Genomic DNA, 23,905 nt, shown 5'->3' with positions numbered 1-23,905 from the left:
TGGGCTGGGACTGAAGAAAGCAGCGGGACCTTGCTATACTTCTCAAAGCGGCGTAGTGTTCGGTTGGAACTGCTTTGGTGGCCGCCGGGCACGGTGGTAATAATTCGGTAACACTGCCCACGGGCAGCGGGCTAAGGCCGGGCGTACCTTTGGGGCGGCAATTATGCCCAGCTTTTTCGCCCGTTTTATGTCGTCCCGTCCCATTCGCGCCGCGTTGCTTTCCGTGTATCACAAAGACCGGCTGGCCCCGTTGGTGCAGGTTTTGCGCCAGCACGGCGTTACGCTGTATTCCACCGGCGGCACCCAGAAATTTCTCGAAGATGAAGGGGCCGAAGTAACCGCCGTGGAAGACCTCACCGGCTTCCCCGAAGTATTCGGCGGCCGCGTAAAAACGCTGCACCCCAAGGTATTCGGTGGCATCCTGCACCGCCGCCACGACGCGGGCGACCTCGCCGAAGCCGAGCTTCACGCCATTCCACCCATCGATTTGGTGGTGGTCGATTTGTATCCGTTTGAAGAAACGGTGGCCAGCGGAGCCGAGGAGCAGGATGTTATCGAGAAAATTGACATCGGCGGCATCTCACTACTGCGCGCCGCCGCCAAAAACTTCCGCGATGTACTCGTAATCAGCAGCCGCGACCAGTACGCGGCCGTGACCGAGCTGCTCACCGCCAAAAATGGCGCTACCGACCTCGAAGACCGCCGCCACTACGCCGCCGCCGCCTTCGCCACCACCTCGCACTACGACACCGAGATTTTCCAATACATGAGCCAGGGCACCGCCGTAGCCGGTACTGCCCTGCGCCTCAGCGCCCAGCCCGCCACACCGCTGCGCTACGGCGAAAACCCTCACCAGGCCGGTACCTTCTACGGCGACCTTACGGCCCTTTTCGACCAGCTTCACGGCAAGCAGCTCAGCTACAATAACCTCGTTGATGTGGACGCCGCCGTGGCCCTCATGGCTGAATTCACGGATGGCGAGCCCGCCTGCGCCATCCTCAAGCACACTAATGCCTGCGGCGTAGCCCAGGCTGCCACCCTGCGCGAAGCCTACGTGAACGCCCTGAGTTGCGACCCGACCTCCGCGTTCGGGGGCGTCATCATCGTGAACAAGGACGTAGACGCGGCCACCGCCGCCGAACTCAACCAATTATTCTTCGAAGTTCTCATTGCGCCCAGCTTCGCCGCTGACGCGCTGCCCGTGCTCCAGAGCAAGAAAAACCGGATTCTACTGCTGCAAAAGCCGGTCGAGTTTCCGAAGAAGCAGGTGAAAACCCTGCTCAACGGCATCATCGAGCAGGATGCCGACCGCCAGACCGAAACGGCCGCCGATTTCCGCACCGTTACCCAGTCGGCCCCTACCGCTGAGGAAACGGCTGCCCTCGTGTTCGCCGGCAAAATCTGCAAACACACCAAGAGCAACACCATTGTGCTGGCCCGCGCCGGCCAGTTGTTGGCCTCCGGTGTCGGCCAGACCAGCCGCGTTGATGCCCTGCGTCAGGCCATTGAGAAAGCCCGCACCTTCGGCTTCGACCTGCACGGTGCGGTGATGGCTTCGGATGCGTTCTTCCCCTTCCCCGACTGCGTGGAAATTGCCGGCGCGGCCGGCATTCGCGCCGTGGTGCAGCCCGGCGGCTCCATCAAGGATGCCGATACCGTGAAGGCCTGCGACGAGCTGGGCATGGCCATGGTGCTAACGGGCGTGCGGCATTTCAAACACTAATTTTTCGCCTGTCATTGCGAGTGGAGCGTTACGGAACGTGGCAATCTGTCCTGTTCTCAGCCCTAGTCTAATGATGTGATAAGCCCCGGCTCTGCACAAGAGCCGGGGCTTTTGTTATGAAAGGGACTTGAAGCAAGTGGCAATAGAGGACGGATGGCCGCGTTCCGCGGCGCTCCACTCGTAATGAGAGGCGACACACAGACGCCGGCCGGGCGGAATCCCATAATCCCGTTCACCAACCCCGCGCAAACCTTCCCTACCTTTGCGCATTATTCTGCCCGGCCCTAAACCCGGGTATCGCCTTATTGCAGCTAACTCAATGGGTTTCTTTAATTTCCTGACCAGCGACATCGCCATCGACCTGGGTACGGCCAATACGCTCATTATTCATAACGATAAAATCGTGGTGGATGAGCCGAGCATCATCGCCAAAGACCGAACTACGAACAAAGTCATCGCCGTGGGCCGCCAGGCCCAGCAGATGCACGAAAAAACGCACGATAACATTCGCACCATCCGCCCCCTGAAGGATGGTGTAATTGCCGATTTCCACGCCGCCGAGGAAATGATTAAGGGCATGATTAAGATGATTGACACGCGCAAGCGGCTGTTTCAGCCTTCGCACCGCATGGTCATCTGCATCCCGTCGGGCATTACCGAAGTAGAGAAACGCGCTGTGCGCGACTCCGCTGAGCACGCCGGAGCCAAGGAAGTCTGGATGATTCAGGAGCCCATGGCCGCCGCCATTGGCATTGGCATCGACGTGCAGCAGCCCGTCGGCTCGATGATTATCGACATCGGAGGGGGCACCACCGAAATCGCGGTAATCGCGCTCTCGGGCATCGTGTGCGACCAGTCCATTAAAACAGCCGGCGATGTGTTCAACCAGGACATCCTCGACTACATGCGCCGGCAGCACAACCTGCTCATCGGTGAGCGTTCGGCTGAGCGCATCAAAATCGAAGTAGGCGCGGCCCTCACCGAACTCGACGTGCCACCGCCCGACCACGAAGTGCGCGGCCGCGACCTGATGACGGGCATTCCGAAAGTTATTAAAGTAACCTTTTCGGAAATCGCCATTGCCCTCGATAAATCGGTGGCGAAAATTGAAGAAGCCGTGTTGAAAGCCCTCGAAATATCGCCGCCCGAATTGTCGGCCGATATTTACGAGCACGGCATTCACCTCACCGGGGGCGGTGCTCTATTGCGCGGCCTGGATAAGCGCTTGGCCGCCAAAACCAAACTGCCCATTCACATTGCCGACGACCCCCTGCGGGCCGTGGTGCTGGGCACGGGCAAGGCTATTAAGGACATTAACGCCTATCGGGGCGTGCTGATGACGTAATTGAAAATTAATTAAGAATTAAGAATTAGCAATTAAGAATGGTGGGATTTTGCAGCTATTCTGCATCGTCGATTTCTGCCAACCTTAATTCTTAATTTTTAATTCTTGATTTTTAATTGAATCCCCGTGCGGAATTTATTTCTTTTCCTATTTCGCTTTCGCGGGGCGCTGGTATTTGGCTTGTTGGAAATAATAAGTCTGTATTTATTTATTACCAGTAATTCGTATCAGCGGGCGGCGTTTTTTAATTCGGCCAACGGCTATGCCGGCACGGTGCTGGCCCGCCGCACCCAGATTCTGGACTACTTCCACCTGGCCGAAATGAACCAGCAGCTGGCCGCCGAAAACGCCGCGCTTCGCCAGCAGCTCTACCCAGCCGATTCGGTGCGCCGTGAGGCTGATTCGGTGGCGCTGCCCCCGGCCCGCACCGATTCGTTGAAGCGCGTGCGCTACCGGCGGCCAGCGGCCAAACCCGATACCTTGTTGCTCGGCCAGCAGCTGATAGCGGCCCGCGACCCGAGTTATCCACTTATTCCGGCCCGGGTTATCAACAACATGCTGCATAATGTGGATAACTACCTTACGCTAAACGTGGGTAGCGCCGATGGCGTGGTGCCCGGCAAGGGCGTGGTGGCGGCCGGCGGCGTGGTGGGCCGCGTGAAAGTGGTGAGCGAACACTACGCCACCGTGACCAGCCTGCTGCACTCGCAAACCCGCATTGCCTCCAAAATCAAGCGCGATGGCACTTTCGGTACCATCAAGTGGCAGGGCGACGACCCCACCCACGCCCTGCTGGACAACGTGCTGCGCGAAACCAAGCTGGTGAAGGGCGATACCGTGGTGACATCGAGCTACAACTCGGTATTTCCCGAAGGTATTTTCATTGGTACCATCGACTCATTCGTGAAAGAGCCGGATAAGAACTTCTGGACCATTCGGGTGAAGCTGGGCGTCAATTTTGCCAACCTGACCTACGTCTACATCGTGAGCAACCGCAACAAGCCCGAGCGCGATACCGTGGAAACCCACACCGGCATTTTGCCGAAAGGAGGGACGCGACCATGAGCGGCCTGCGGTTCATTTTTGTGCAGTTGCTGCGCTTTCTGCTCTATGCGGGCGTGCATGTGATGCTCATCAGCCGGCTGGTGCTGTTTGATTTGGGCTGGTGCTTTTTCTACCTGGGCTTTTTGCTGTTTTTGCCGTTGGCCACGCCCATTGTGGTGCAACTGCTGCTGGCGTTCGGCATGGGGCTCACCATGGATATTTTTTATGATACCGGCGGGCTGCACGCGGCGGCGGCGGTGCTGCTGGGTTTCCTGCGGCCGTGGGTGCTGCGCCTGCTAACACCCCGCGATGGTTACGACAACGCCGATGCCGTGAACGTACACCAGATGGGCTGGCAGTGGTTTGGCGTGTATATGACCCTGTTGGTGGTGCTGCACCACGCCGCGTTTTTCCTACTGGAGCTGGGCAGCTTCCGGCATTTTGGCACTACGATGGGGAAAATGCTAGTGAGCGCACTCTTTACCAGCCTTTCGCTGTTGATTGTGCAACTGCTGTTCTTCCCGGTAAGGAGGGGAAGAAGCTAGTTATTTTAGTTGATTAATTATAGAATGTCATGCTGAGCGCAGCCGAAGCATCTCTACCGCACAAGTAATGCTATTTACTCTCGCAGTAGAGATGCTTCGACTCCGCTCAGCATAACGTTCAGGAGAATTCAAAATACCCATGCAATACCTCGAAGGCCGTAAGTACGTGGTGCAGGGCATCTTTTTGCTGGTGGCGCTCATCTTCCTCACCCGCTTGTTTTTCATGCAGGTGCTGGACGGGACGTACAAGCTGGCCGCCGATAAAAACACCTTGCAGCGCCTGGTGCAGGTGCCGTATCGGGGGCTGATTTATGACCGCAAAAACGTACCGCTGGTACAAAATACGCCGGTGTACGACCTGATGGTGGTGCCCCGCGAAGTGAAGCAGCTTGACACCCTGCGCTTTGCTGAATTGCTGCAAATGCCGCTGGAGGACCTGCGCGCCAGCCTGATAGCGGCCAAAAAATACTCGCGCGTAAAGCCTTCGCCCATCCTGCAAAACCTGACGACGGCCGATTTGGCCATTATTCTGGACAAGCTGGGCGACTTCCCGGGCTTCCGCACCCAGACGCGCATGGCGCGGGCCTACCGCACGCCCAACTTGGCCCACGCCCTGGGCTACGTGGGCGCTATCACGCCAGCTTTTCTGGAGAAGCCCAAGTATGCCAAGTACCAGCCCGGCGAAAACGTGGGTATTTCGGGCCTGGAGTCTTATTACGAGCAAACGCTGATGGGCCGACGTGGCGTGCAGTACAAGATGGTGAACGTGCGGGGCATCGAAAAAGGCAAGTTTCGGGGCGGCGAGTTCGATACGCTGTCGGTGGCCGGGCAGGACCTGCACCTGAGTATTGATGCGGAGCTGCAGGCCTACGGTGAGCAGCTGCTGGCTGGCCGGCGCGGCTCTATCGTGGCTATCGACCCCAAGACGGGCGAGATTCTGGCCTTCGTATCGGCTCCGCATTACGACCCCAAGCTGCTCACGGGCAAGGGCTCGGGCAACCGCTACATGTCCCTGCTGAATAACCCCGACCGGCCGCTGTTCGACCGGCCGCTGATGGCGACATACCCACCTGGCTCGGTTTTTAAGCTGGTGAATGAGCTGGTGGCCTTGCAGTTGGGCGTGGTGCAGCCCGGCACCAGCTTCGAGTGCAACCAGAAACTGGTACGTTGCACCCACCGCCACGAGCCGCCCCGCAACGTGAGCATTGCCATCAAAAACAGCTGCAACCCTTATTTCTATCAGGTGCTGCGGGCGGTGGTGCAGCGCGGGCAGGCCAAGAACAAGTACGACGATGCCCACATCGGGCTGGCGCAGTGGCAGAAGATGGTGAAGTCCTTCGGCCTGGGCGAAAAGCTGGGCGTGGACATGAGCCAGGAAAAGCGCGGCCTGATTCCGTCGCCGGATTTCTATGACCACAAGTTTTTCGACAAGCAGCACAACCGCCAGCACCGCTGGAGCTTCCGCAATGTGTACTCGCTCAGCATCGGGCAGGGTGAAATCGGTATTACCGGGCTGCAAATGGCTAATGTGCTGGCCACCATTGCCAATCGGGGCTACTACTACACGCCGCATTTCGTGCGCGGTATTGGCAATGGCGGCCCAATGCCGGAGTTCCAGCAGAAGCACTACACCGCCGTGGATACGACGCTGTTCAAGTACATCATTCCCGGCATGGAGATGGTGGTGGACGGCAACGGCGGCACCGGCAACCTGGCCTCGCTCTCGCAATACGGCATCTCGATGGCCGGCAAAACCGGCACCGTGCAAAACCCCCACGGCTTCGACCACGCCACCTTCGCGGCCTTCGCGCCGGTGCAGGACCCCAAAATTGCCATTGCCGTGTTCATTGAAAACAGCGGTTTTGGGGGTACCAGCGCCGCGCCGGCCGCCGGTCTGATGATTGAGAAATACCTGCGCGGCAAAGTGGCCCCCCACCGCAAGCGCTGGGAAGATTGGGTGATGTATGGCGACTTCACCAAGAAGCTGCACGGGATGTAGGGCAAATCGGCCGCTGAAAACCGTCATGCAGAGCGTAGTGAAGCATCTTCACCTCAATAGTAAATCTGATGACTTTCGAGGTAAAGATGCTTCGCTACGCTCTGCATGACAGTCAATCAGGACTGAACAGCCCAACCTTTCGCCCCCAAAACCGGTTCTACCCCCTCACAACCCCGAAAAAAATAATGGAATCCCTCCAAGGAAAAGTCGCCCTCGTCACCGGCGCGGGAAAAGGCATTGGCCGTTCCGTAGCCCTGGCGCTGGCCGCTGAAGGCGTACACGTAGGCCTGTTGGCCCGCACCGAAAGCGACCTGCAAGCCGTGGCAGGCGAAATAATTGCCGCCGGCGGCACTGTGGTTACCGTCGTGGCCGATGTGGCCGACCGCACTGCTGTGAATCTCGCCGTGGCCAAAATTCACCAGGAACTCGGCCCGATTGACATTCTTATCAACAACGCCGGCATTGGCACGTTTGCCAAGTTTCTGGAGATGGAGCCCGAGCAGTGGGAGCACATCATTCAGGTGAACCTGATGGGCACGTACTACGTGACCCGCGCCGTGCTGCCGGTGATGATTGCGCGCCAGACCGGCGATATCATCAATATTTCGTCTACGTCGGGGCAGCGGGCCGCCGCTGGCAGCAGCGCCTACAGCGCCTCCAAGTTTGCCGTGCTGGGCCTCACCGAGGCGCTGATGCAGGAGGTGCGCAAGCACAATATTCGCGTGTCGGCCCTCACGCCCAGCACCGTAGCCACGCCGCTGGCCCTCGAAAACAAGCTTACCGACGGCAATCCCGACAAGGTGATGCAGCCCGAGGACTTGGCCGAGTTCATGGTGGCGCAGCTGAAGCTGAACCGCCGCATTTTTATTAAAGAGGCCGGGATGTGGTCGACAAACCCGTAATTTCGGGCATTGAATTGTTGGCGAAGCGCCCCCGCAGCCAAGCTGCGGGGGCGTTTTTGTTTATCATCAAACGCCCCGAATCCCATGTCAAGTCCCGAAATTCAGCAGCAGCTCGTCCAGGAAAAAAAACTCGTTGCCGCCACCGCCGCCGGCTGGGTGCGCGATGGTATGGTGGTGGGGCTGGGCACGGGCAGCACGGCCGCCCCGTTTATTGAGCTGCTGGGCCAGCGGGTGCGCGAGGGCGGCCTACGCATCCAAGCTACAGCCACGTCGCGGGCCAGCGATGAACTGGCGCGCCGCGTGGGCATCCCGATGCTGGAGCCCCGGCGTGGCCTGCGCTTCGACCTTACCGTGGATGGGGCCGACGAGCTTGACCCGCAGCTGCGCCTCATCAAAGGCGGGGGCGGGGCTTTGCTGCGCGAAAAAGTCATCGCCACCGCTTCTGATTACCTGCTCATCGTGGCCGATTCCTCGAAGGCTGTGGGGCAACTCGGCCGGTTCCCGCTGCCGCTGGAAGTGGTGCCTTTCGCCCTGCCCTGGGTACTGGATGCCGTGGCGGCCCTCGGTGGCGCGCCGGTGGTGCGGGTAGATAAACTGAACCTGGCCGAGCTGACCCAATCCGACCAAGGCAATTTACTGGTGGACTGTCATTTCGAGAAAATTGAAAATCCGGCCGAACTGGCCCGTCAACTGAAAACCATCCCCGGAATGGTAGAACATGGCTTGTTCATGGGCTTGGCGCGGGCGGCCATCATCGTGCAGGGTGGGGTAGCGCAGGTGTTGCGCCCGGGCCAGGCGGCGGTAGCAGCGGCGGAATTTACCGCTTTGCCGTAGTGGCTGATTCCGGTCGATTTACGCTCCCGGCGGTGCCCGCCGTGCTGCTCTCCATTGTGAGCGTGCAGGGCGGGGCGGCCATTGCCAAAGGCCTGTTCCCGCTGCTGGGCGCGGCCGGGACTACCAGCCTGCGCATCGGATTATCGGCGCTGGTGCTGCTGGTGGTGGTGCGCCCGAAGCTGGGGCAGTTGCGGCCGGCGCAGTGGCGGGCGGTGGTGCCCTACGGCCTGGCGCTGGGTTTGATGAACTTCTTGTTTTACTGCGCGCTGGCCCGTATCCCGCTCGGGCTGGCCGTCACACTGGAATTTGTGGGGCCGCTGGGGCTGGCGCTGGCGGGTTCACGCCGTTGGGGCGATGCGGTATGGGCAATGCTGGCCGCCGCCGGCATCGCGCTGATTGCGCCGTGGCAAGGCCAGGGAATCGACTTGCTGGGCCTGGCTTTTGCGCTGGCGGCCGGCGGGTGCTGGGCGGTGTACATCGTGCTGGGGCAGCGCACGGCGGCCGTGCTGCCGGGTCAGCAGGCAGTAGCTATCGGGATGCTGTTTGCGGCGTTGCCGGTGCTGCCGTTTGGTGTGGCCAGCGGGAGCTTGCTGGGTCTCACGCCGCATTTGCTGCTGCTGGGCGGGCTGCTGGCGCTGTTTTCCAGTGTGTTGCCGTTTTCACTGGAGATGCAGGCGTTGCGCACGTTGCCCACCCGCACGTTCAGCATTCTGATGAGCCTGGAGCCGGTGGCGGCGGCTATATCCGGATGGCTGTTGCTGGGCGAGCGGCTGCTTTTCGGCCAGTGGCTGGCCGTGGGCTTCATCGTGGTGGCCAGCGTAGGAGCTACGCTCACGGCGCGGCGCGGTGCGCCGGCCATGGTGGGCGACTAATCGACGGGAGATTACGGGCTGTTTTGCATTTGCAGACATAGCACCCCCACGCTACTGCGCCAGGTTAGCCCCACTGGCCTATTCAGCAGTCAAGTTGCTGGGTGGCCTCCGTACCCTAATTCAGTTTGTTGTCAAGTATTTGTTTCATGCGCGTTTTCCGGCGGGCCGCTTACGCCGGGTGCCGGGGGCTTTGGGTAGTGGAATTCATGCTCGGGCGGGCAAAATATACACTTGGAAAGAGGGGAGTGGGAGAGGTTATATATTATCAATGCATTAATTTTATATTATCAATTACAGGTTACCCAATTGTTATGCAAGCATCACTTCTGGGTTACTCTACCTTTGTGTTCCAATTCCGGGCTGGTTTCGGGAGTCATTAAAAACCAAAGTGTTATGAAATACCTGATACGTTTTTTGTTTGCCTTTGTCTTATTGAATAGTGGTTTGCAGGCTGCCGCCCAAGGGGTTACCACCTCGGCTGTGAAGGGCTTGGTACTCGACAGCAAAGGGCAGCCACTGCCCGGCGCGACAGTGGTGGCCACCCACCTGCCTTCGGGCACCACCTACGGCAACGGCACCCGCGACAACGGCCAGTTCGACCTGCTGAACATGCGCATCGGCGGGCCTTACGAAATCAAGGTTTCCTTCGTGGGCTACGAAACCTACGTGCAGAACAACGTGCAGCTGGTGCTGGGCAAAACCTTCGAAACCCGCATTACGCTGAAGGAAGGCGAGGGCCAGAAGCTCGACGAAGTGGTGGTGAAGGGCAACCGCGACGGCCAGATTAATCCCGACCGCACCGGGGCCGTCACCAACATCAGCTCGACGGCCATTCGCACGCTACCCACCATCAGCCGTTCGCAGGAGGACTTTACGCGCCTCACGCCGCAGGCCAGCGGCCAAAGCTTCGGCGGCCGCAATACGCTGTATAACAACTTCTCGCTCGATGGCTCCATCTTCAACAACTCGTTCGGCCTCGACTCGCCCACACCCGGCGGCCAGACCAATTCGCAGCCGGTGAGTCTCGACGCCATCGAGCAGATTCAGGTGAGCCTGGCCCCTTACGACGTGCGCCAGGGCGGTTTCACGGGGGCCGGCATCAACGCCGTGACCAAGAGCGGCACCAACGACGTGAAGGGCACGGTGTACACTTACTTCCGTAACGAGAGCCTGATTGGCAAGAAGGTGGAAGGCGCGACCATCGACAACCCCAGCCTGAAATTCAACCAGACGGGCTTTGCCCTGGGCGGTCCGATTGTGAAGAACAAGCTGTTCTTTTTCCTGAACGGCGAAGTGACCCGCCAGACCGACCCCGGCCAGACTTTCCGGCCCGCCAGCAGCGCGGGCGAAGCCGCCGCCGCCCAAAGCGGCCAGCTCAACGGCGTGAGCCGGGTGCTGGGTTCGGACCTCCAGGCCATCCGTGACCGGCTGACGTCGGTGTACGGCTACGACCCCGGCGATTTTCAGGGTTTCAACTACCGCACTTATTCGGATAAGATTCTGGCCAAAATCGACTGGAATATCAACCCGCGCAACACCTTCTCCATTCGCTACAACTACCTGAAGAGCTACCGCCAGCAGGGCCCGCACCCGATTGCCATCGCGCCCTCGTCGCGGGTACCCGGCGTGAACACCCTGCAGTTTGCCAACTCGGGCTACACCATCAACAACAACCTGAACTCGGTGGTGGCCGAGCTGAACAGCAGCTTTGGTAACGGCAAATTCAGCAACAAGGCGCAGGCCAGCTTCTCGGCCTTCCGCGACTTCCGCGAGCTGCCAGCGGGCAAGTTCTTTCCACAGATTGACATTACGCAGGGCGGCACTACCTACACCACGGTGGGCACCGAGCAGTTTTCGGCCAATAACACCCTGGACCAGAACATCCTGCAGCTAACCGATAACCTGAGCTATTTTGCAGGTGCTCACATTCTCACGGCGGGCGTCAACTACGAGCGGTTCCAGTTCGTGAACGGCTTCAACCTGCAGCGCTACGGCTACGGCCGGATGGAGCTGAGCGACTTCTTCGCCAACACCCGCCCCGGCCAATCCGGATTTATGGACCTGAATGCCCAGGCCACCGTCGGGGGGAGGCTGCCCGTGAAGCAGGTTGATGTGACCGTGGCCCAGCTCGGCCTTTATTTGCAGGACGAGTTCCAGGTGAACCCGGCCCTGAAGCTGACCCTGGGCGTGCGTGCCGACATGCCCATCTATAGCACCACGGTGGCCGCCAGCGCCCAGATTTCGGCGGCCACCTTCAACGACCCCAACGGCAACCCCACCAAGGTGGACGTGTCGGAGCTGCCCAAGTCGACGCCGCTGTTTTCGCCCCGCCTGGGCTTCAACTATACCTCGCAGGCTGAGGGGGCCAAAACCCAGGTGCGCGGCGGCACCGGCATCTTCACCGGCCGCATCCCGTTCGTGTGGATTTCGAACCAGGCGTCGAACGCCTCGTTTAGCGAAGGCTACACTTTCCAGATTAACTCGACGGGCCGCGACTTCAAGTTTCCGCAGGTGTGGCGCTCGAACCTGGCCATCGACCAGGAGCTGCCCGGCGGCATTATCGGCACGCTGGAGGCAATTTACTCGAAGGACATCAATGCCGTGGTGCATCGCAACTATAACCTCGTGACGCCCACTCAGCGCCTGACCGGGGCCGATAACCGCCAGATTTACCCCGCCAGCGGCCCGCGCCTGAACTCATTCAACGGCCCCGATGGCAAGTTCACGTTCCTCGATGCGGGCGTAATCGGCCTCCAAAACACCAACCAGGGCTACCAGTACTCCCTCACCGGGCAACTGCGCAAGGAGTTTACCAACGGTTTCTACGCTTCGGCAGCCTACACCTACTCGCAGGCCAAGGACCTCACCTCGAACCCCGGCGAGATTGCCGGTGATGCCTTCCAGCGCCTGCCGGTGGTGGGCAACCCCAACCAGCCCCAGCTCTCGTACAGCGACTTTGGCCTGCGCCACCGCATCATCGCCGCCGCCGGCCGCCGCTTCGCCTACGCCGATAACAAGCTCGGCACTACCCTCGGGCTGGTGTTTGAGGCCGGCCAGGGCAACCGCTTCAGCTACACATACGCCGGCGACCTAAACCGCGACGGCATCGACGGCAACGACCTGATTTTCGTGCCCGCCAGCCAGAGCCAAATTAACCTGGTGCCCTACACCAACGGCGCTGGCCAGACCGTAACGGCCGCCCAGCAGTGGCAGCAGCTTGACGCCTACATCAATCAAGACGACTACCTGAGCAGCAACCGCGGCAGCTACGCCGCCCGCAACGGCGCTATATCGCCTTGGTACACCCAGCTCGACGCCAAGCTGATGCAGGACTTCACCGTAACCACCAACGGCGGCAAAAAGAATACCCTGCAAGTGTCGTTCGATATTCTTAACCTCGGCAACCTGCTAAACCGCAGCTGGGGCAACCGCCAGATTGTGGGCAACAACCGCCTCATCGAAGCCGCCTACGGTGCCGGCACTGCCGCCGATACGCCCGCCTTCACTTTCCGGGGCGGCAACCAGACTTTCTTCACCGATACCAACCTGGCCAGCCGCTGGCGCGCCCAGTTGGGCGTGCGCTACATCTTCGAATAGCCTGCGCTTCGGGTAATTATTAAAAAAGCCCCCGGCAGTATTTGCCGGGGGCTTTTTTGTTGGTTGCGATGAAGGTCAACTAGCCAAATCGGCCGCCGCTGCTTTGTCCAGAAACCAATGCCGCTCGCCGGCCGAGGGCGCAATGAGCTGGGCCGGAAATTCTTCGGCATTGCGCGGGCCCTGGCGCACGCGGCGCACGGCGGCTGCCTTGTCGGCCCCGAAGACCAGGAAGGCCACAGCCCGTGCCTGGTTGATGAGTGGGGCCGTGAAGGTGAGGCGATACATGTCGACTTCGGGCACGAATATGGCCTGCACCTCGGCCGTGGTGGCGGCCAGCACCGGCGTGTGCGGGAACAGCGAGGCCGTGTGCGAGTTGTCGCCCAGGCCCAGTAACACGAGGTCGAAGCGGGCCGGCTTGGGGCTGAAAAATTGGTTGATGGTAACCGTATAGTCGGCGGCGGCTTCGGCGGGCGGCAAGTCGGTATGGAGCGCAAAAACATGGTCGTCGGCAATGCCCAGCGGGGCAAGCAGAGCGGTTTTGGCCATGAGGTAGTTGCTCTGCACGTCGGTGGTTGGCACGTTGCGTTCATCGCCGAAAAAGAAAAATACCTGCGCCCACGGCACCTGCTCGCGGTAGGCGGGGGAGGCCAGTAGCTCGTACAATTTCCGGGGCGAACTGCCACCGGATAACGCCACCGAAAACCGGCCCCGCGCCGCTACGGCCTGGCTGGCCTGCTCCACGAAGAAGTCGGCCAAATGGTGCAACACTTCCTCTACGGAAGCAAAAACGTGCTGGGGCATAGCTATTTTTTCTTGCCGTTGAGGGGCAGCGTGAACCAGTGGAACCCGTCGCGGGCGATGAGCGCCTCGGCCACTTCCGGTCCCCAGGAGTCGGCGGAATAGTTGGGGAAATTCAGGCTGGAGCGGCCCTGCCAGGAGTTCAGGATGGGCATCACTAAGTCCCAGGCTTCCTCCACCTGGTCGCCGCGCATGAACAAGGTTTGGTCGCCGAGCATGGTGTCGAGCAGCAGCGTCTCGTAGGCTTCGGGAGCTTCGGCGGCGTAGGTGCCCTGGTAGTCGAACACCATGTCTACGGTGTTCAGCATCATGTCGAGGCCGGGGCGCTTGGCCTGTACTTGCAGCCGAATGCTCATTTCGGGCTGAATGCTGATGATGAGGCGGTTTTGCTGCCAGCTCTCGCCCGTTTCGGCCGGGAAAATGACGTGCGGCACATCCTTGAACTGGATGCTGATGATGGATGCCGAGCGGTGCAGCCGTTTGCCGGTCCGCACGTAGAACGGCACGCCCTGCCAGCGCCAGTTGTCCACGAAAAACTTCACCGCCGCGAAGGTTTCGGTGTTGGACGTGGGGTTGGCGTCCTTTTCCTCGCGGTAGCCGGGCACCTCCTTGCCCTCAATCCAGCCCGCGCCGTACTGTCCGCGCACCGCCGATTCGCGCACCTCCTCGGGCGTGAAGCGGCGCATGGCCCGCAGTACGTCCACCTTGCGGTTGCGCACTTCGTCGGCCGTGAAATTCACGGGCGGCTCCATGGCCACCAGGCACAGCAGCTGCAGCAGGTGGTTCTGAATCATGTCGCGCAGCGCACCTGAGCCGTCGTAGTAGCCGGTCCGGTCGCCCACGCCTAACTGCTCGGTCACCGAAATCTGGACGTGCTCAATGGTGTTGCGGTTCCAGAGTGGCTCCATGATGGCGTTGGCGAAGCGGAAAGCCATGATGTTCTGCACCGTTTCCTTGCCGAGGTAGTGGTCGATGCGGTAAATCTGACACTCCTGGAAGTACTGGGCCAGCAGCTTATTCAGCGCCCGGGCCGACTCTAAATCGTGCCCAAACGGCTTTTCAATCACGATGCGAACCCGCGTCGGGTCATCTCCGGTATGGCGCTGGGCAATGCCCGTGGCAATGATGGGGAAGAACTCGGGGGCCACCGCGAGGTAGTAAATCACGTTGGCCGACGCATTCCATTCCTGCTCAAAGGCCGTGATGCGTTGGCTGAATTCCTCGTAGGCGGCCGGCGTTTTCACGTCGGAGACCTGGTAGAAAATGTGGGGAGCAAACTTTTCCCAGGCTTCTTTTTTAGCCTTGCCGCTACGCGAAAACTGGTTGAGGTCGGCCAGCAGGTTGGTGCGGAATTCTTCGTCGGTGAGCTTGGTGCGGCCCGTGCCGATGATGGCAAATTGCTCGGGCAGCCAGCCGTCGAGAAACAAATTGTACAGTGCCGGCGAGAGCTTGCGGGCGTTCAAATCGCCGGTGCCGCCGAAAATGACGAAGACCGTGGGTTTGATGTTGTGGTTGTTATTCATTGCAGAAGCGTGATGAAGCAGAAGAAAGGAGTAGGCTAGTTGTTCGGTTTTACCGGCTCCTTCACCGGGCCGTGCTCCTCCACCTGTGCATCTTTCTTGTTAGAGGCAGCCTCGTGTTCAGGCGTCCATTGCGTGTGAAATACGCCCTCCTTGCCAATCAGCTCGTAGGTGTGCGCCCCGAAATAGTCGCGCTGGGCCTGAATGAGGTTAGAAGGCATCCGCGCCGTGCGGAAGGTGTCGAAGTAGCTCAGCGAAGCCATGTAGCCGGGTAGGGCCAGGCCGGCGGTGGCGGCGGCTGCCACTACGGCGCGGCTGCCGGGCACGGCCTCGTTCACCAGTTTCTGCACCTGTGCGTCCAGCAGCAGGTGTGCCAGGTACGGCATATGCTGGTAGGCGTTGAAAATCTCGTTCAGAAAGCCCGAGCGGATGATGCAGCCGCCGCGCCAGATTTTGGCAATCTCGGCGAGGTTCAGGTCGTAGGAAAAGTCCTTCGAGGCCCGCGCCAGCAGCTGCATGCCCTGGGCGTAGGTGATGACCATGCTGAAGTAGAATGCCTGTTCCAGCTGCGCCAAAAATGCCTCGCGCTCTACCGGCAACGGGCCGGCGGCCGGTCCGTAAAGCCCGGCCAGCTGCTTACGCAGGGCCTTGTACTTCGATAAGTCGCGCATGGCCACGGCCGTATCCACGGTGGGCAGGGGCGTTTCCAAATCCATCGCCACCTGCGAGGTCCATTTGCCGGTGCCCTTCGAGCGGGCCTCGTCCTTGATGTCGTCGAGCAGCAAATGGTCAGTATTCGGGGCGATGAAGCCGAAGATGTCCTTCGTGATATCCAGCAAAAACGACTGCAAACGGCCCTCGTTCCACTTAGCGAATACCTGGCCAATGGCCGCGTTATCCATTCCCAAACCCGTTTTCAGCACCGCATAGGTTTCCGCAATGAGCTGCATCAGGCCGTACTCGATGCCGTTGTGTACCATTTTCACGAAGTGACCGGCCGCGCCGGGGCCGATGTACGTCACGCACGGCTGGCCATCCACCTGCGCCGCAATGGCTTCAAACATGGGCTGCATCACACTGTAGGCTTCTTTGTCGCCGCCGGGCATCATGCTGGGGCCGAAGCGGGCCCCTTCCTCGCCGCCGCTCACGCCCATGCCGAAGAAGTGAAAGCCGGCCGCTTCCACCGCCTTGGCGCGCCGCTCGGTGTCGGTGAAGTGCGAGTTGCCGCCGTCGATGATAATGTCGCCGGGGGCCAGCAGGGGCTGCAGTTCGGCAATCACGCTGTCCACGATGGGGCCGGCGGGCACCAGCATCATCACCGCGCGCGGCGTTTGCAGGCCATCCAGGAAGCTAGCGAGGTCATTGAAACCCTCGACGGGCTTACCCACACCTTCTTTGGCCAGTAGGGCCGTTTTGGTGGCGTCCTTGTCGTAGCCGGCCACGGAAAAGTTGTGGTCGGCCAGGTTCAGCAGCAGGTTGCGGCCCATGGTGCCGAGGCCAATCATGCCAAAAGAAGGCTTGGAAGCAGAAGTTGCGCTCATCAGAAAAGAGGGGGTTAAGAAGCAGGGGTGAGGTTAAGGAAACGAGTTGCGCCGGAAAAAGGCGAAGCTAGGGTGAAAGTTTTGGCAGGTGGGGCGCTGGTGCGCATCCGCGGGGCTTTACCGATTCGGTTATATTCGTACACAATATTCCTTTCCTTTTCTGATACTATCATGAAAGCACGTTACTTGCTATTACTCCTCCCCCTGCTGGGTATGCGCAAATGCGAACGGGAGCCTGTGCCCACGTTCAAGCTCCCGGCCGTCACGCAAGACGGAGCCAACACTATAGGGTTCTTCATTGATGGACGGGTGTGGCAGAATTATGGCTGGTTGCCCTATACTGCTGGTGCAAGCGACAACCTGAGAGCGACTTATTCGCCTCGCTATGGCTCAAAAAACTTTAGTTTGAACGCCGGCCAGATTGCCCGTGACGTGTACGAGAACTTCTATTTGTCAATAGACAGCCTGACCAGTACCGGGACCTATCAGGCCAGTGAAAACCGCCTTCCAGGGGGCAACGTCCGGGCAGAGCGCGGGTTTGTATTTGAGAACAAAGAAACTCAAACGGTATATAGCTACCTATACAAAGGCAGCACCGCCACGATTGTCATTGCCAAGCTTGATACTGTCGAGCACATCATCGCCGGTACATTTGAGGGCACCCTGCGGCAAGGCAATGACTCTACCAAGCTCGTACGCATCACTGACGGCCGGTTCGATGTTCGCTACCAGTAGGCTCGCCTTGCTGAATTTAGAAAAAGCCCCTTGCATAAGAAGCCCATTTTAAACAACGGTTATTTCTGCGCCGCATTAATGCCCGCCCTTTCCCGGCGCACCGGTTTCAGCAACTGTTTGTATGTATAATATTCCAGCTTCGTCCTGCTGGAAATACTGTCCCCCCGACCCGGCCCGGGGTAGCAATGTCATAGCTGATTAAACGGCACATCTTGAATGGGATACGATTTCCAGTCCTGATAGTCAAAGTGCCACCACTCGGCAGGTAGCACTGTGAAGCCATTGCGTTCCATCGTGCTACGGAGCAGCTCCCGATGGGCCCGTTGCTCCGTCGTTCCACCAGCGTAAGCGACGTAGGAGCGGGGACTCATTTCGTCGTACTCACCGGGCATGGGCACTTCCTGGTTGGCTGCGATATCCCATAGGCTGAGGTCCACGGCGCAGCCCCGGTTGTGTCGCGAGCCTTTCTGTGGGTCGGCCACGAATTCCTTTTTATCGGTCGGCGTGTGGTCCCACATCTGTTTGGTAATGCGCCAGGGCCGGTAGCCATCGAATACCAGCAGGCAATAGCCCAGTGGTTTCAACTCGGCATTCACCCGCACCAAAGCCTCGGCGGCGGGGCGCTGCAAAAATGCCCGCGCCTGTGGATACAAGACCCGGCCCATGAAGTTGCGCGTAGTAGCGTAGCGGATATCCAAGCGGATGGTTGGGTCGAGCCGGGTCAGCTCCACCAGATTGCCGGGACGGAACGGGCCGGTTTCGCGCGGCGGCCGGGCCGCGCAGCTGCCGAAGATACTGAGGCAGCACGAGAGCCACAGGTATAGCAGGACACGATTCATAGTGAAAACCAGCTGGCAGAATGTCAAAGAAACAGAAAAAGCAGCCCATTGGACTGCTTTTTTCTGTTTTTATACGAAGAAGTTTTCCTACAAAATCCCGCTCATAAAGCCCGGCACCACGCCCAGCGCAATGGTCAGCAGCGCCAGCACCACCAGCGTCACCGTCTGGATGCCATCGACCGGCACGGGCGTGGCACCCTCGGGGGCGGGCTGCATGTACATGGCGATAATCGGCCGCAGGTAGTAGTACAGGCCCACCATGCTCATGATAACCGCGAACACCACGAGGCCGATGTAGCCCTGGCCCACGGCCGCCGCCAGCAAAAAGAATTTGCCAAAGAAGCCGCCCGTGAGCGGAATACCGGCCAGCGAGAGCATGGCCACCGTCATCACGAAGGCCAGCAGCGGGTTGGTTTTGCCCAAGCCGTTGAGGCCGGCGTAGGAATCTTCCTGGCGGTGTTCGGCCACCAGTTTCAGCACCCCGAAAGCGGCCACCGTGGCAATGGAATAGGCCAGCGAGTAGAAGAAAATGCCGCTGGCGGCATCACCGGTGAGGATGCCTTTGCTGGCCACGAGGCCAATGAGCAGGTAGCCGGCGTGGCTCACGCTGGAATAGGCCAGCATGCGCTTGGTGTTGGTTTGGGCGGCTGCGCCCACGTTGCCGAGCAGCAGCGTGAGGGCGCACATGGCCTGAATGGTGGGCATCCAGAAGCCCTGAGCGGCGGGCAGGGCCACGGCCAGCAGCTTGAGGAAGGCGGCGAAACCAGCCGTTTTCACCACCGTGCTCATGAAGGCGGTGAAGAAGGTGGGCGTGCCTTCGTACACGTCGGGCGTCCAAAAGTGGAACGGCGCGGCCGATACTTTGAAACCGATGCCGATAATCATCATCAGAATGCCGATGTAGAGCATGGGTTGCAGGCTGGCGTTGGCGGGGTTGGCCACGGCCGCGCCCAACTGCGAGAGGGCGAAGGTGCCCGTAGCGCCATACAGCAGCGCGATGCCGAAGAGCAGGATGCCGGTGGCAAACGCGCCCATCAGGAAGTATTTCAGGGCCGCCTCATTGCTGCGCGAGTCGCGCTTGTTGCTACCGGCCAGCACGTACATGCTGATGCTCAGAATTTCGATGCCCACGAAGAGCATGAGTAGATGGTCATAGCCAATCATCATGATGGCCCCCACCAGCGAAAAGAGCAGCAGGGCGTAGTACTCAGCCAAATTCGGCTCGCCCGAGGTCACGTAGCTGCGCGAGAAGGGCAGCAGCAGAATGGTAGTGAGCAGCACGATGCCGGTGAAGGCTACCGTGTAGTTATCCACCACCAGCATGTGGTTGAAATAGGGCGCGTGCGCCACGTTCCAGTCGGCGAAGTTGGCCCCGAATACGGCCAGCAGCAGCAACATGGCGCCGGGCAGCAGCACCTTGTTCGAGCGCAAAAAGCCCAGGAACAGGTTGAGGATGCCGAAGACGGAGAGGAGAATGATGGAGGTCATGGGCTTACTTGGAGTCGGCACAACAGCGAGGAACTGTCATCCTGAGCTTGCGAAGGACCTTATCATGGCCACTTCGTTGGATTACTACTTCAAATCTGCGCAAGCGTGATAAGGTCCTTCGCTGCGCTCAGGATGACAGGCCCGTCACCCCGCAAAAAACTACCGCCCAACCAGCGCCAGGATATTCGCCACGGCCGGCTCTGAGATGTGCAGGAAAGTATTCGGAAACAAGCCAATCCAGAACACCAGCGCGATGAGCGGCACCAGCACCAGCAGCTCGCCGCCGGTGAGGTCGGTGATGGTTTCGGAGAAGGACGAATCGGGGCCCAGCATTACGCGCTGGAACATGCGCAACAGATACACGGCCGAGAAAATGATGGTTAGGCCTGCTACTGCTCCCACCCAGGCGTTGTACTGGTACACACCGGCCAGCAGCAGGAATTCGCCCACGAATCCGCCGGTGAGGGGCAGCGCCACTGTGCTTAGCAGCATTATCAGGAAGCAAACCGATAGGAGGGGCGTGCGGCGGGTGAGGCCGCCGAGGTCCGGGATGAAGCGGGTGCCGGTGCGGCGCTCAATGGCATCGCCGATGAAGAACATGCCCACTACGTTCACGCCGTGGGCCAGCATTTGAACCACCGCGCCTTGTAGACCGATTTGGGTGAGCGAGAACACGCCGGCCGCCATCAACCCAACGTGCGAAAGCGACGAGTATGCGATGAGGCGCTTCACGTCGCGTTGGCGAATGGCGATGATGGCCCCATAGATAATGCCGATGACGGAGAGGATGATAACCGGCTTCTGCCACTGGCTCACGCCGAGGGGCACGACGGGCAGCAGCCAGCGTAAGGTGCCGTAGATGCCCATTTTCAGCATAATGCCCGAGAGCAGCATGGTGGCCGGGGCGGGGGCTTCGGTATAGGTATCGGGCTGCCAGGTGTGGAAGGGGAAGATGGGCATTTTCACGGCGAAGGCCGCGAAAATCAGCCAGAATAGCCACGACTGCTCCGAAGCACTGAGCTTCAGGTTATAGAAAGCAGTGAGTTCCGACGAGTGCTGGGCCAGTGAGCCGGCAGCGGGGCCGGTTTGCAGGTATAGGTACACGAAGCCGGCCAGCATCAGCAGCGAGCCAACTACGGTGTAGAGGAAGAACTTGAGGGTGACGGCAATGCGACGCTCGCCGCCCCAGGCCCCGGCCAGCAGGTAAATCGGAATGAGGGCCACTTCCCAGAAGAAGTAGAACAGGAAGGCATCGAGCGAAACGAACACGCCCAACAGGCCCGTTTGCATGAACAGCACGAGGGCGTAGAACGTGGACGGGTTGTCGTAGTCGCGCTTGAACGCGCTCAGCAGGATGAGCGGCACCAGGAAGGTGGTGAGCAGCACCATCAGCAAACTCAGGCCGTCGAGCCCGATGTGGAAGTTGATGCCGGCCGACGGAATCCAGCGGTAATCGAGGTTGTAGGCGGCCGAGCCGTGGCGGGTGAAGTCGAACGCGACGTAGGCGGCGAGGACGAATTCAAGGAGCGAGGCCCCGAAGGCGAGGGCGCGGGCGGCGGCTCCCTTAACGACTAGCAGCAGCAAAGCGGCGGCCAAAGGGAGAAAAAGCAGTACAGCAGTCAGCATCAGCAGGCGGGTTGGGCGCGTTGCGGCACGGGGGAACCCGTGTGCAAATTGACCGCAAACTTACGCACGGAGTTAGGAAGGCACCACCGTTTTTGTGCAACTTCTACGGGCGGGCCACTTTGCGGCTCATCAGCACGCGCCCGCTGGCATCGAGCCACTGCGCCGCGTAGAGCCCCGGAGCCAGCGTCCCGACAGCAACGGAGGTTTCGCTGCCGGTCGTGGGCTGGCGTAGCACTTCGCGGCCCAGGGCATCGAGCAGGCGCACGTAAGCAGCGGCATGGGCGGGCTGACGCAGGGTGAGCATTTCGGCGGCGGGGTTGGGGAAGGCGAGGAAACCGGCGGCTTCGGCAGCAGCGGCCGTGGCCGTGGGGCGGCAGGCCAAAACGGCCATGATTTTCATCCACAGCTCGTTGTCGAACGAGGACGCGGCCAGGCGGCTGGCTCCAGCGGAATTGCCCTGCCGCACCACCACCAGACTCAGGCTGGGTACCACGTAAATCTTCTGGTCGTTTTTGCCGAGGGCAGCAATCATATCGGTTGGGGCCGAGGGGATGACTGCGCCGGGGAAGTTGACTTGCGAGCCGGGCAGGCGGTAGCTGCTCTGGCCATTAATCCACCAGAGGTAGCCGTAGCTGCGGTTGATAGTCTGGCTGGGCGTCGTCATGCGCCGGAAGTAGGCCGTATCGGTCATAATCTGGGTGCCGTTCCAGGCCCCTCGCGCCAGGATGAACAGGCCGAAACGGGCCATGCTGCGTGCTTTGCTGTAGAACACGTCATTGGCCCACAGGCCCGTCATGCCGATACGGGTGCCTAGGCGCTGGTTGGTGTAGGCCGTGATACTGGCCGCACCGCTGGCCTGCACCAGCACGTTTTGCAGGGTGCGGTAGGCGCCGGTGTGGTAGGCCCAGCAGGTGGCGGGTGGGGCGAGGTAGAGCAGGCAGCCGGGCGTGGTGCTTTCGTTGTCGCAGGGTGCGGGCGGCGCGTCGTCGAGCCCGGTAGTCATCGTGAGCTGGTGCAGCAGTTGAATCTGGCGCTGCTGCGGGCGGGTGGCTCTGGTCCAGCGGCCAAGGTATTTGGAGGTGCTGTCCGTCAGACTCAAAATACCGTCCTGCCGGGCCAGGCCCACGAGTGTAGCTGTAAGCGACTTGCCCGCCGAGGCCCAGTAGTGGGCCGAATCGGCGGTGTAGGTACCATAATATTGCTCCACCACCAGGCGGCCATCTTTCAGGATTAATAACGACTTGCTGCCCTTGCGCCCGGCAAAGGCCAGGAGCGAATCGAGCTGCGGCTGGCACCAGCCCAGGCTGGCCGGCGTGGTGGTGGCCCAGGTGGTGCCCGTGAGGGGCGGGAAATAGAGGCCGGAAGTCTGAGCTTTGGCGGGGCTCTGGGGAACTATCGAAATGGCCAGAAGCCCAAATAGCAGTAGCAGATTTTTCATAGGGGCAAAGTTCTTACTATGTGGATAGCTAGCTAGACCCAGCCCCATGGTTCCGGTTTAATTCGGTCTGCATGAAACGCTGCTTTACATTTGCCGCATTCCATCAGCAACCATTCCTGCTGCTATCATTATGCCTGCTCCTGTTCTGCGCGATTTCCAGCCCGGCGACCAGCCCATTTTTCGCCAGCTCAATGAAGAGTGGATTTCGCACCATTTCACCCTTGAGCCAGCCGATTTAAAGGCCCTCGACCATCCCGAAGAATATATTCTGGCGCCGGGCGGCCACATTTTACTGGCCGAAGTGGAAGGGCAGGTAGTGGGCACCTGCGCCTTGATTAGAATGCCCGACGGCCGCAGCTACGAACTGGCCAAAATGGCCGTGGCCCCCGCCGCACAGGGGCAGCAGCTGGGCTTCCTGCTGGGCCAGGCGGCCGTGCAGCGGGTGCGCGACCTGGGCGGCCGGCGCGTGTACCTGGAAAGCAACTCCAAGCTACTGCCGGCGCTGGCACTGTACCGCAAGCTCGGCTTTCAGGATTTGGCCGAGCCCAATCCGTCGCCTTACGCCCGGGCCGATGTGCAGATGGAGTTGCTGCTGACCTGACCCCGGTAATCTGCCTGAAAACCAACGGTTACCCGCTCCGCTATCTGCTTATGTCAGCTTTCCCTATCCTGCGCGTGGCCCGGCCCACCGACAACCTGCCCGCGCTGCTGCGTTTCTACTGCGACGGCCTCGGCCTGCAGCAACTCGCCTCCTTTACCGCCCACAACGGCTTCGATGGCGTGATGCTGGGCCACCCGCAAGCCCCTTACCACCTGGAGTTCACGCACCAAATGGGTCATGCCGTGGGCCACGCCCCCACGCCCGACAACCTGCTCGTGTTCTACCTGCCTGATGCCGCCGAGTGGCAGGCCGCCGTGCAGCGGATGATGGCGGCTGGCTTCGCGCCCGTGCCGGCCTACAACCCGTATTGGGACCAGCAGGGCCGTACTTTCGAGGACCCCGACGGCTACCGCGTGGTGCTGCAACAAGCCGCCTGGACCCTGTAGCCGCCTAGGAAA

The 23,905-nt window shown here is 60.3% G+C and carries 19 protein-coding genes; 12 read left to right on the top strand and 7 right to left on the bottom strand.

Annotated features, from left to right (window positions below; all coding sequences use genetic code 11):
• Window positions 1-187 precede the first annotated feature (187 nt).
• The 9 genes from purH to ACVWYF_RS15420 all read left to right on the top strand — a co-directional run bounded on the left by purH (window position 188) and on the right by ACVWYF_RS15420 (window position 12,861).
• Window positions 188-1,723, top strand: a complete 1,536-nt coding sequence (gene purH, locus ACVWYF_RS15460) for a bifunctional phosphoribosylaminoimidazolecarboxamide formyltransferase/IMP cyclohydrolase (RefSeq protein ID WP_457069558.1) — start codon at window positions 188-190, stop codon at window positions 1,721-1,723.
• 319 nt (window positions 1,724-2,042) lie between these two features.
• Complete coding sequence (locus ACVWYF_RS15455; protein ID WP_457069556.1) at window positions 2,043-3,068, top strand: rod shape-determining protein; 1,026 nt, start codon at window positions 2,043-2,045, stop codon at window positions 3,066-3,068.
• 126 nt (window positions 3,069-3,194) lie between these two features.
• Window positions 3,195-4,133 carry a rod shape-determining protein MreC gene (gene mreC, locus ACVWYF_RS15450; RefSeq protein ID WP_457069554.1) on the top strand — a complete coding sequence of 313 codons (939 nt, stop codon included), beginning with the start codon at window positions 3,195-3,197 and terminating at the stop codon, window positions 4,131-4,133.
• A 26-nt stretch (window positions 4,134-4,159) separates the two neighbouring features.
• Window positions 4,160-4,657, top strand: coding sequence for a hypothetical protein (locus tag ACVWYF_RS15445; RefSeq protein WP_457069552.1), 498 nt, complete (start codon window positions 4,160-4,162; stop codon window positions 4,655-4,657).
• 139 nt (window positions 4,658-4,796) lie between these two features.
• Window positions 4,797-6,656 carry a penicillin-binding protein 2 gene (mrdA, locus tag ACVWYF_RS15440; RefSeq protein ID WP_457069550.1) on the top strand — a complete coding sequence of 620 codons (1,860 nt, stop codon included), beginning with the start codon at window positions 4,797-4,799 and terminating at the stop codon, window positions 6,654-6,656.
• 185 nt (window positions 6,657-6,841) lie between these two features.
• Window positions 6,842-7,558: a 3-ketoacyl-ACP reductase gene (locus ACVWYF_RS15435; RefSeq protein WP_457069548.1), complete on the top strand. Its 717-nt coding sequence runs from the start codon at window positions 6,842-6,844 to the stop codon at window positions 7,556-7,558.
• Window positions 7,559-7,642: 84 nt separating this feature from the next.
• Window positions 7,643-8,392 carry a ribose-5-phosphate isomerase RpiA gene (gene rpiA, locus ACVWYF_RS15430; protein ID WP_457069546.1) on the top strand — a complete coding sequence of 250 codons (750 nt, stop codon included), beginning with the start codon at window positions 7,643-7,645 and terminating at the stop codon, window positions 8,390-8,392.
• Window positions 8,392-9,264: an EamA family transporter gene (locus tag ACVWYF_RS15425; RefSeq protein WP_457069544.1), complete on the top strand. Its 873-nt coding sequence runs from the start codon at window positions 8,392-8,394 to the stop codon at window positions 9,262-9,264. The genes rpiA and ACVWYF_RS15425 overlap by 1 nt, the downstream gene beginning before the upstream one ends.
• A 393-nt stretch (window positions 9,265-9,657) precedes the next feature.
• Complete coding sequence (locus tag ACVWYF_RS15420) at window positions 9,658-12,861, top strand: TonB-dependent receptor (RefSeq protein ID WP_457069542.1); 3,204 nt, start codon at window positions 9,658-9,660, stop codon at window positions 12,859-12,861.
• Window positions 12,862-12,936: 75 nt separating this feature from the next.
• Here the strand turns inward: ACVWYF_RS15420 and pgl are convergent, their stop codons facing one another.
• Genes pgl through gndA form a run of 3 tightly spaced genes read right to left on the bottom strand, consistent with a single transcriptional unit; the run spans window position 12,937 to window position 16,720 of the window.
• Window positions 12,937-13,662, bottom strand: a complete 726-nt coding sequence (gene pgl, locus ACVWYF_RS15415; RefSeq protein WP_457069540.1) for a 6-phosphogluconolactonase — start codon at window positions 13,660-13,662, stop codon at window positions 12,937-12,939.
• A gap of 2 nt (window positions 13,663-13,664) precedes the next feature.
• On the bottom strand, window positions 13,665-15,182 hold the full coding sequence (gene zwf, locus ACVWYF_RS15410; protein ID WP_457069538.1) for a glucose-6-phosphate dehydrogenase: 1,518 nt from the start codon (window positions 15,180-15,182) through the stop codon (window positions 13,665-13,667).
• A gap of 35 nt (window positions 15,183-15,217) precedes the next feature.
• Window positions 15,218-16,720, bottom strand: coding sequence for an NADP-dependent phosphogluconate dehydrogenase (gene gndA / locus ACVWYF_RS15405; RefSeq protein ID WP_457069536.1), 1,503 nt, complete (start codon window positions 16,718-16,720; stop codon window positions 15,218-15,220).
• A 171-nt stretch (window positions 16,721-16,891) separates the two neighbouring features.
• On the opposite strand from gndA, the gene ACVWYF_RS15400 reads away from it, so the two are divergent.
• On the top strand, window positions 16,892-17,455 hold the full coding sequence (locus ACVWYF_RS15400; protein ID WP_457069534.1) for a hypothetical protein: 564 nt from the start codon (window positions 16,892-16,894) through the stop codon (window positions 17,453-17,455).
• A gap of 188 nt (window positions 17,456-17,643) precedes the next feature.
• Here ACVWYF_RS15400 and ACVWYF_RS15395 read toward each other — a convergent pair whose 3' ends face one another.
• The 4 genes from ACVWYF_RS15395 to ACVWYF_RS15380 form a co-directional block, all read right to left on the bottom strand.
• A complete protein-coding gene (locus tag ACVWYF_RS15395; protein WP_457069532.1) occupies window positions 17,644-18,294 on the bottom strand; it encodes a M15 family metallopeptidase in 651 nt (216 codons plus the stop codon).
• An 87-nt stretch (window positions 18,295-18,381) separates the two neighbouring features.
• Window positions 18,382-19,782: an NADH-quinone oxidoreductase subunit N gene (locus tag ACVWYF_RS15390; protein WP_457069530.1), complete on the bottom strand. Its 1,401-nt coding sequence runs from the start codon at window positions 19,780-19,782 to the stop codon at window positions 18,382-18,384.
• A 159-nt stretch (window positions 19,783-19,941) separates the two neighbouring features.
• Window positions 19,942-21,408: a complex I subunit 4 family protein gene (locus ACVWYF_RS15385; RefSeq protein ID WP_457069528.1), complete on the bottom strand. Its 1,467-nt coding sequence runs from the start codon at window positions 21,406-21,408 to the stop codon at window positions 19,942-19,944.
• Window positions 21,409-21,511: 103 nt separating this feature from the next.
• On the bottom strand, window positions 21,512-22,846 hold the full coding sequence (locus tag ACVWYF_RS15380; RefSeq protein WP_457069526.1) for a serine hydrolase: 1,335 nt from the start codon (window positions 22,844-22,846) through the stop codon (window positions 21,512-21,514).
• A 130-nt stretch (window positions 22,847-22,976) separates the two neighbouring features.
• Between ACVWYF_RS15380 and ACVWYF_RS15375 the strand changes: the two genes are divergently transcribed.
• The gene (locus tag ACVWYF_RS15375) at window positions 22,977-23,447 is read left to right on the top strand and encodes a GNAT family N-acetyltransferase (RefSeq protein ID WP_457069524.1); all 471 of its coding nucleotides are present in this window, start codon (window positions 22,977-22,979) and stop codon (window positions 23,445-23,447) included.
• 50 nt (window positions 23,448-23,497) lie between these two features.
• The gene (locus ACVWYF_RS15370) at window positions 23,498-23,893 is read left to right on the top strand and encodes a VOC family protein (protein ID WP_457069522.1); all 396 of its coding nucleotides are present in this window, start codon (window positions 23,498-23,500) and stop codon (window positions 23,891-23,893) included.
• Window positions 23,894-23,905 lie beyond the last annotated feature (12 nt).

The organism is Hymenobacter sp. UYAg731 (assembly GCF_054061335.1).
Note: the sequence above shows the minus strand (reverse complement) of the source record. Positions and strands in the feature narration are given on the sequence as shown.

Bases quoted from the DNA above. Each gene is read 5' to 3' on its own strand.
- purH (WP_457069558.1), top strand. From the start codon at position 188: ATGTCGTCCCGTCCCATTCGCGCCGCGTTGCTTTCCGTGTATCACAAA.
- ACVWYF_RS15455 (WP_457069556.1), top strand. From the start codon at position 2,043: ATGGGTTTCTTTAATTTCCTGACCAGCGACATCGCCATCGACCTGGGT.
- mrdA (WP_457069550.1), top strand. From the start codon at position 4,797: ATGCAATACCTCGAAGGCCGTAAGTACGTGGTGCAGGGCATCTTTTTG.
- ACVWYF_RS15435 (WP_457069548.1), top strand. From the start codon at position 6,842: ATGGAATCCCTCCAAGGAAAAGTCGCCCTCGTCACCGGCGCGGGAAAA.
- rpiA (WP_457069546.1), top strand. From the start codon at position 7,643: ATGTCAAGTCCCGAAATTCAGCAGCAGCTCGTCCAGGAAAAAAAACTC.
- ACVWYF_RS15420 (WP_457069542.1), top strand. From the start codon at position 9,658: ATGAAATACCTGATACGTTTTTTGTTTGCCTTTGTCTTATTGAATAGT.
- pgl (WP_457069540.1), bottom strand. From the start codon at position 13,662: ATGCCCCAGCACGTTTTTGCTTCCGTAGAGGAAGTGTTGCACCATTTG.
- zwf (WP_457069538.1), bottom strand. From the start codon at position 15,182: ATGAATAACAACCACAACATCAAACCCACGGTCTTCGTCATTTTCGGC.
- gndA (WP_457069536.1), bottom strand. From the start codon at position 16,720: ATGAGCGCAACTTCTGCTTCCAAGCCTTCTTTTGGCATGATTGGCCTC.
- ACVWYF_RS15400 (WP_457069534.1), top strand. From the start codon at position 16,892: ATGAAAGCACGTTACTTGCTATTACTCCTCCCCCTGCTGGGTATGCGC.
- ACVWYF_RS15395 (WP_457069532.1), bottom strand. From the start codon at position 18,294: ATGAATCGTGTCCTGCTATACCTGTGGCTCTCGTGCTGCCTCAGTATC.
- ACVWYF_RS15390 (WP_457069530.1), bottom strand. From the start codon at position 19,782: ATGACCTCCATCATTCTCCTCTCCGTCTTCGGCATCCTCAACCTGTTC.
- ACVWYF_RS15385 (WP_457069528.1), bottom strand. From the start codon at position 21,408: ATGCTGACTGCTGTACTGCTTTTTCTCCCTTTGGCCGCCGCTTTGCTG.
- ACVWYF_RS15380 (WP_457069526.1), bottom strand. From the start codon at position 22,846: ATGAAAAATCTGCTACTGCTATTTGGGCTTCTGGCCATTTCGATAGTT.
- ACVWYF_RS15375 (WP_457069524.1), top strand. From the start codon at position 22,977: ATGCCTGCTCCTGTTCTGCGCGATTTCCAGCCCGGCGACCAGCCCATT.
- ACVWYF_RS15370 (WP_457069522.1), top strand. From the start codon at position 23,498: ATGTCAGCTTTCCCTATCCTGCGCGTGGCCCGGCCCACCGACAACCTG.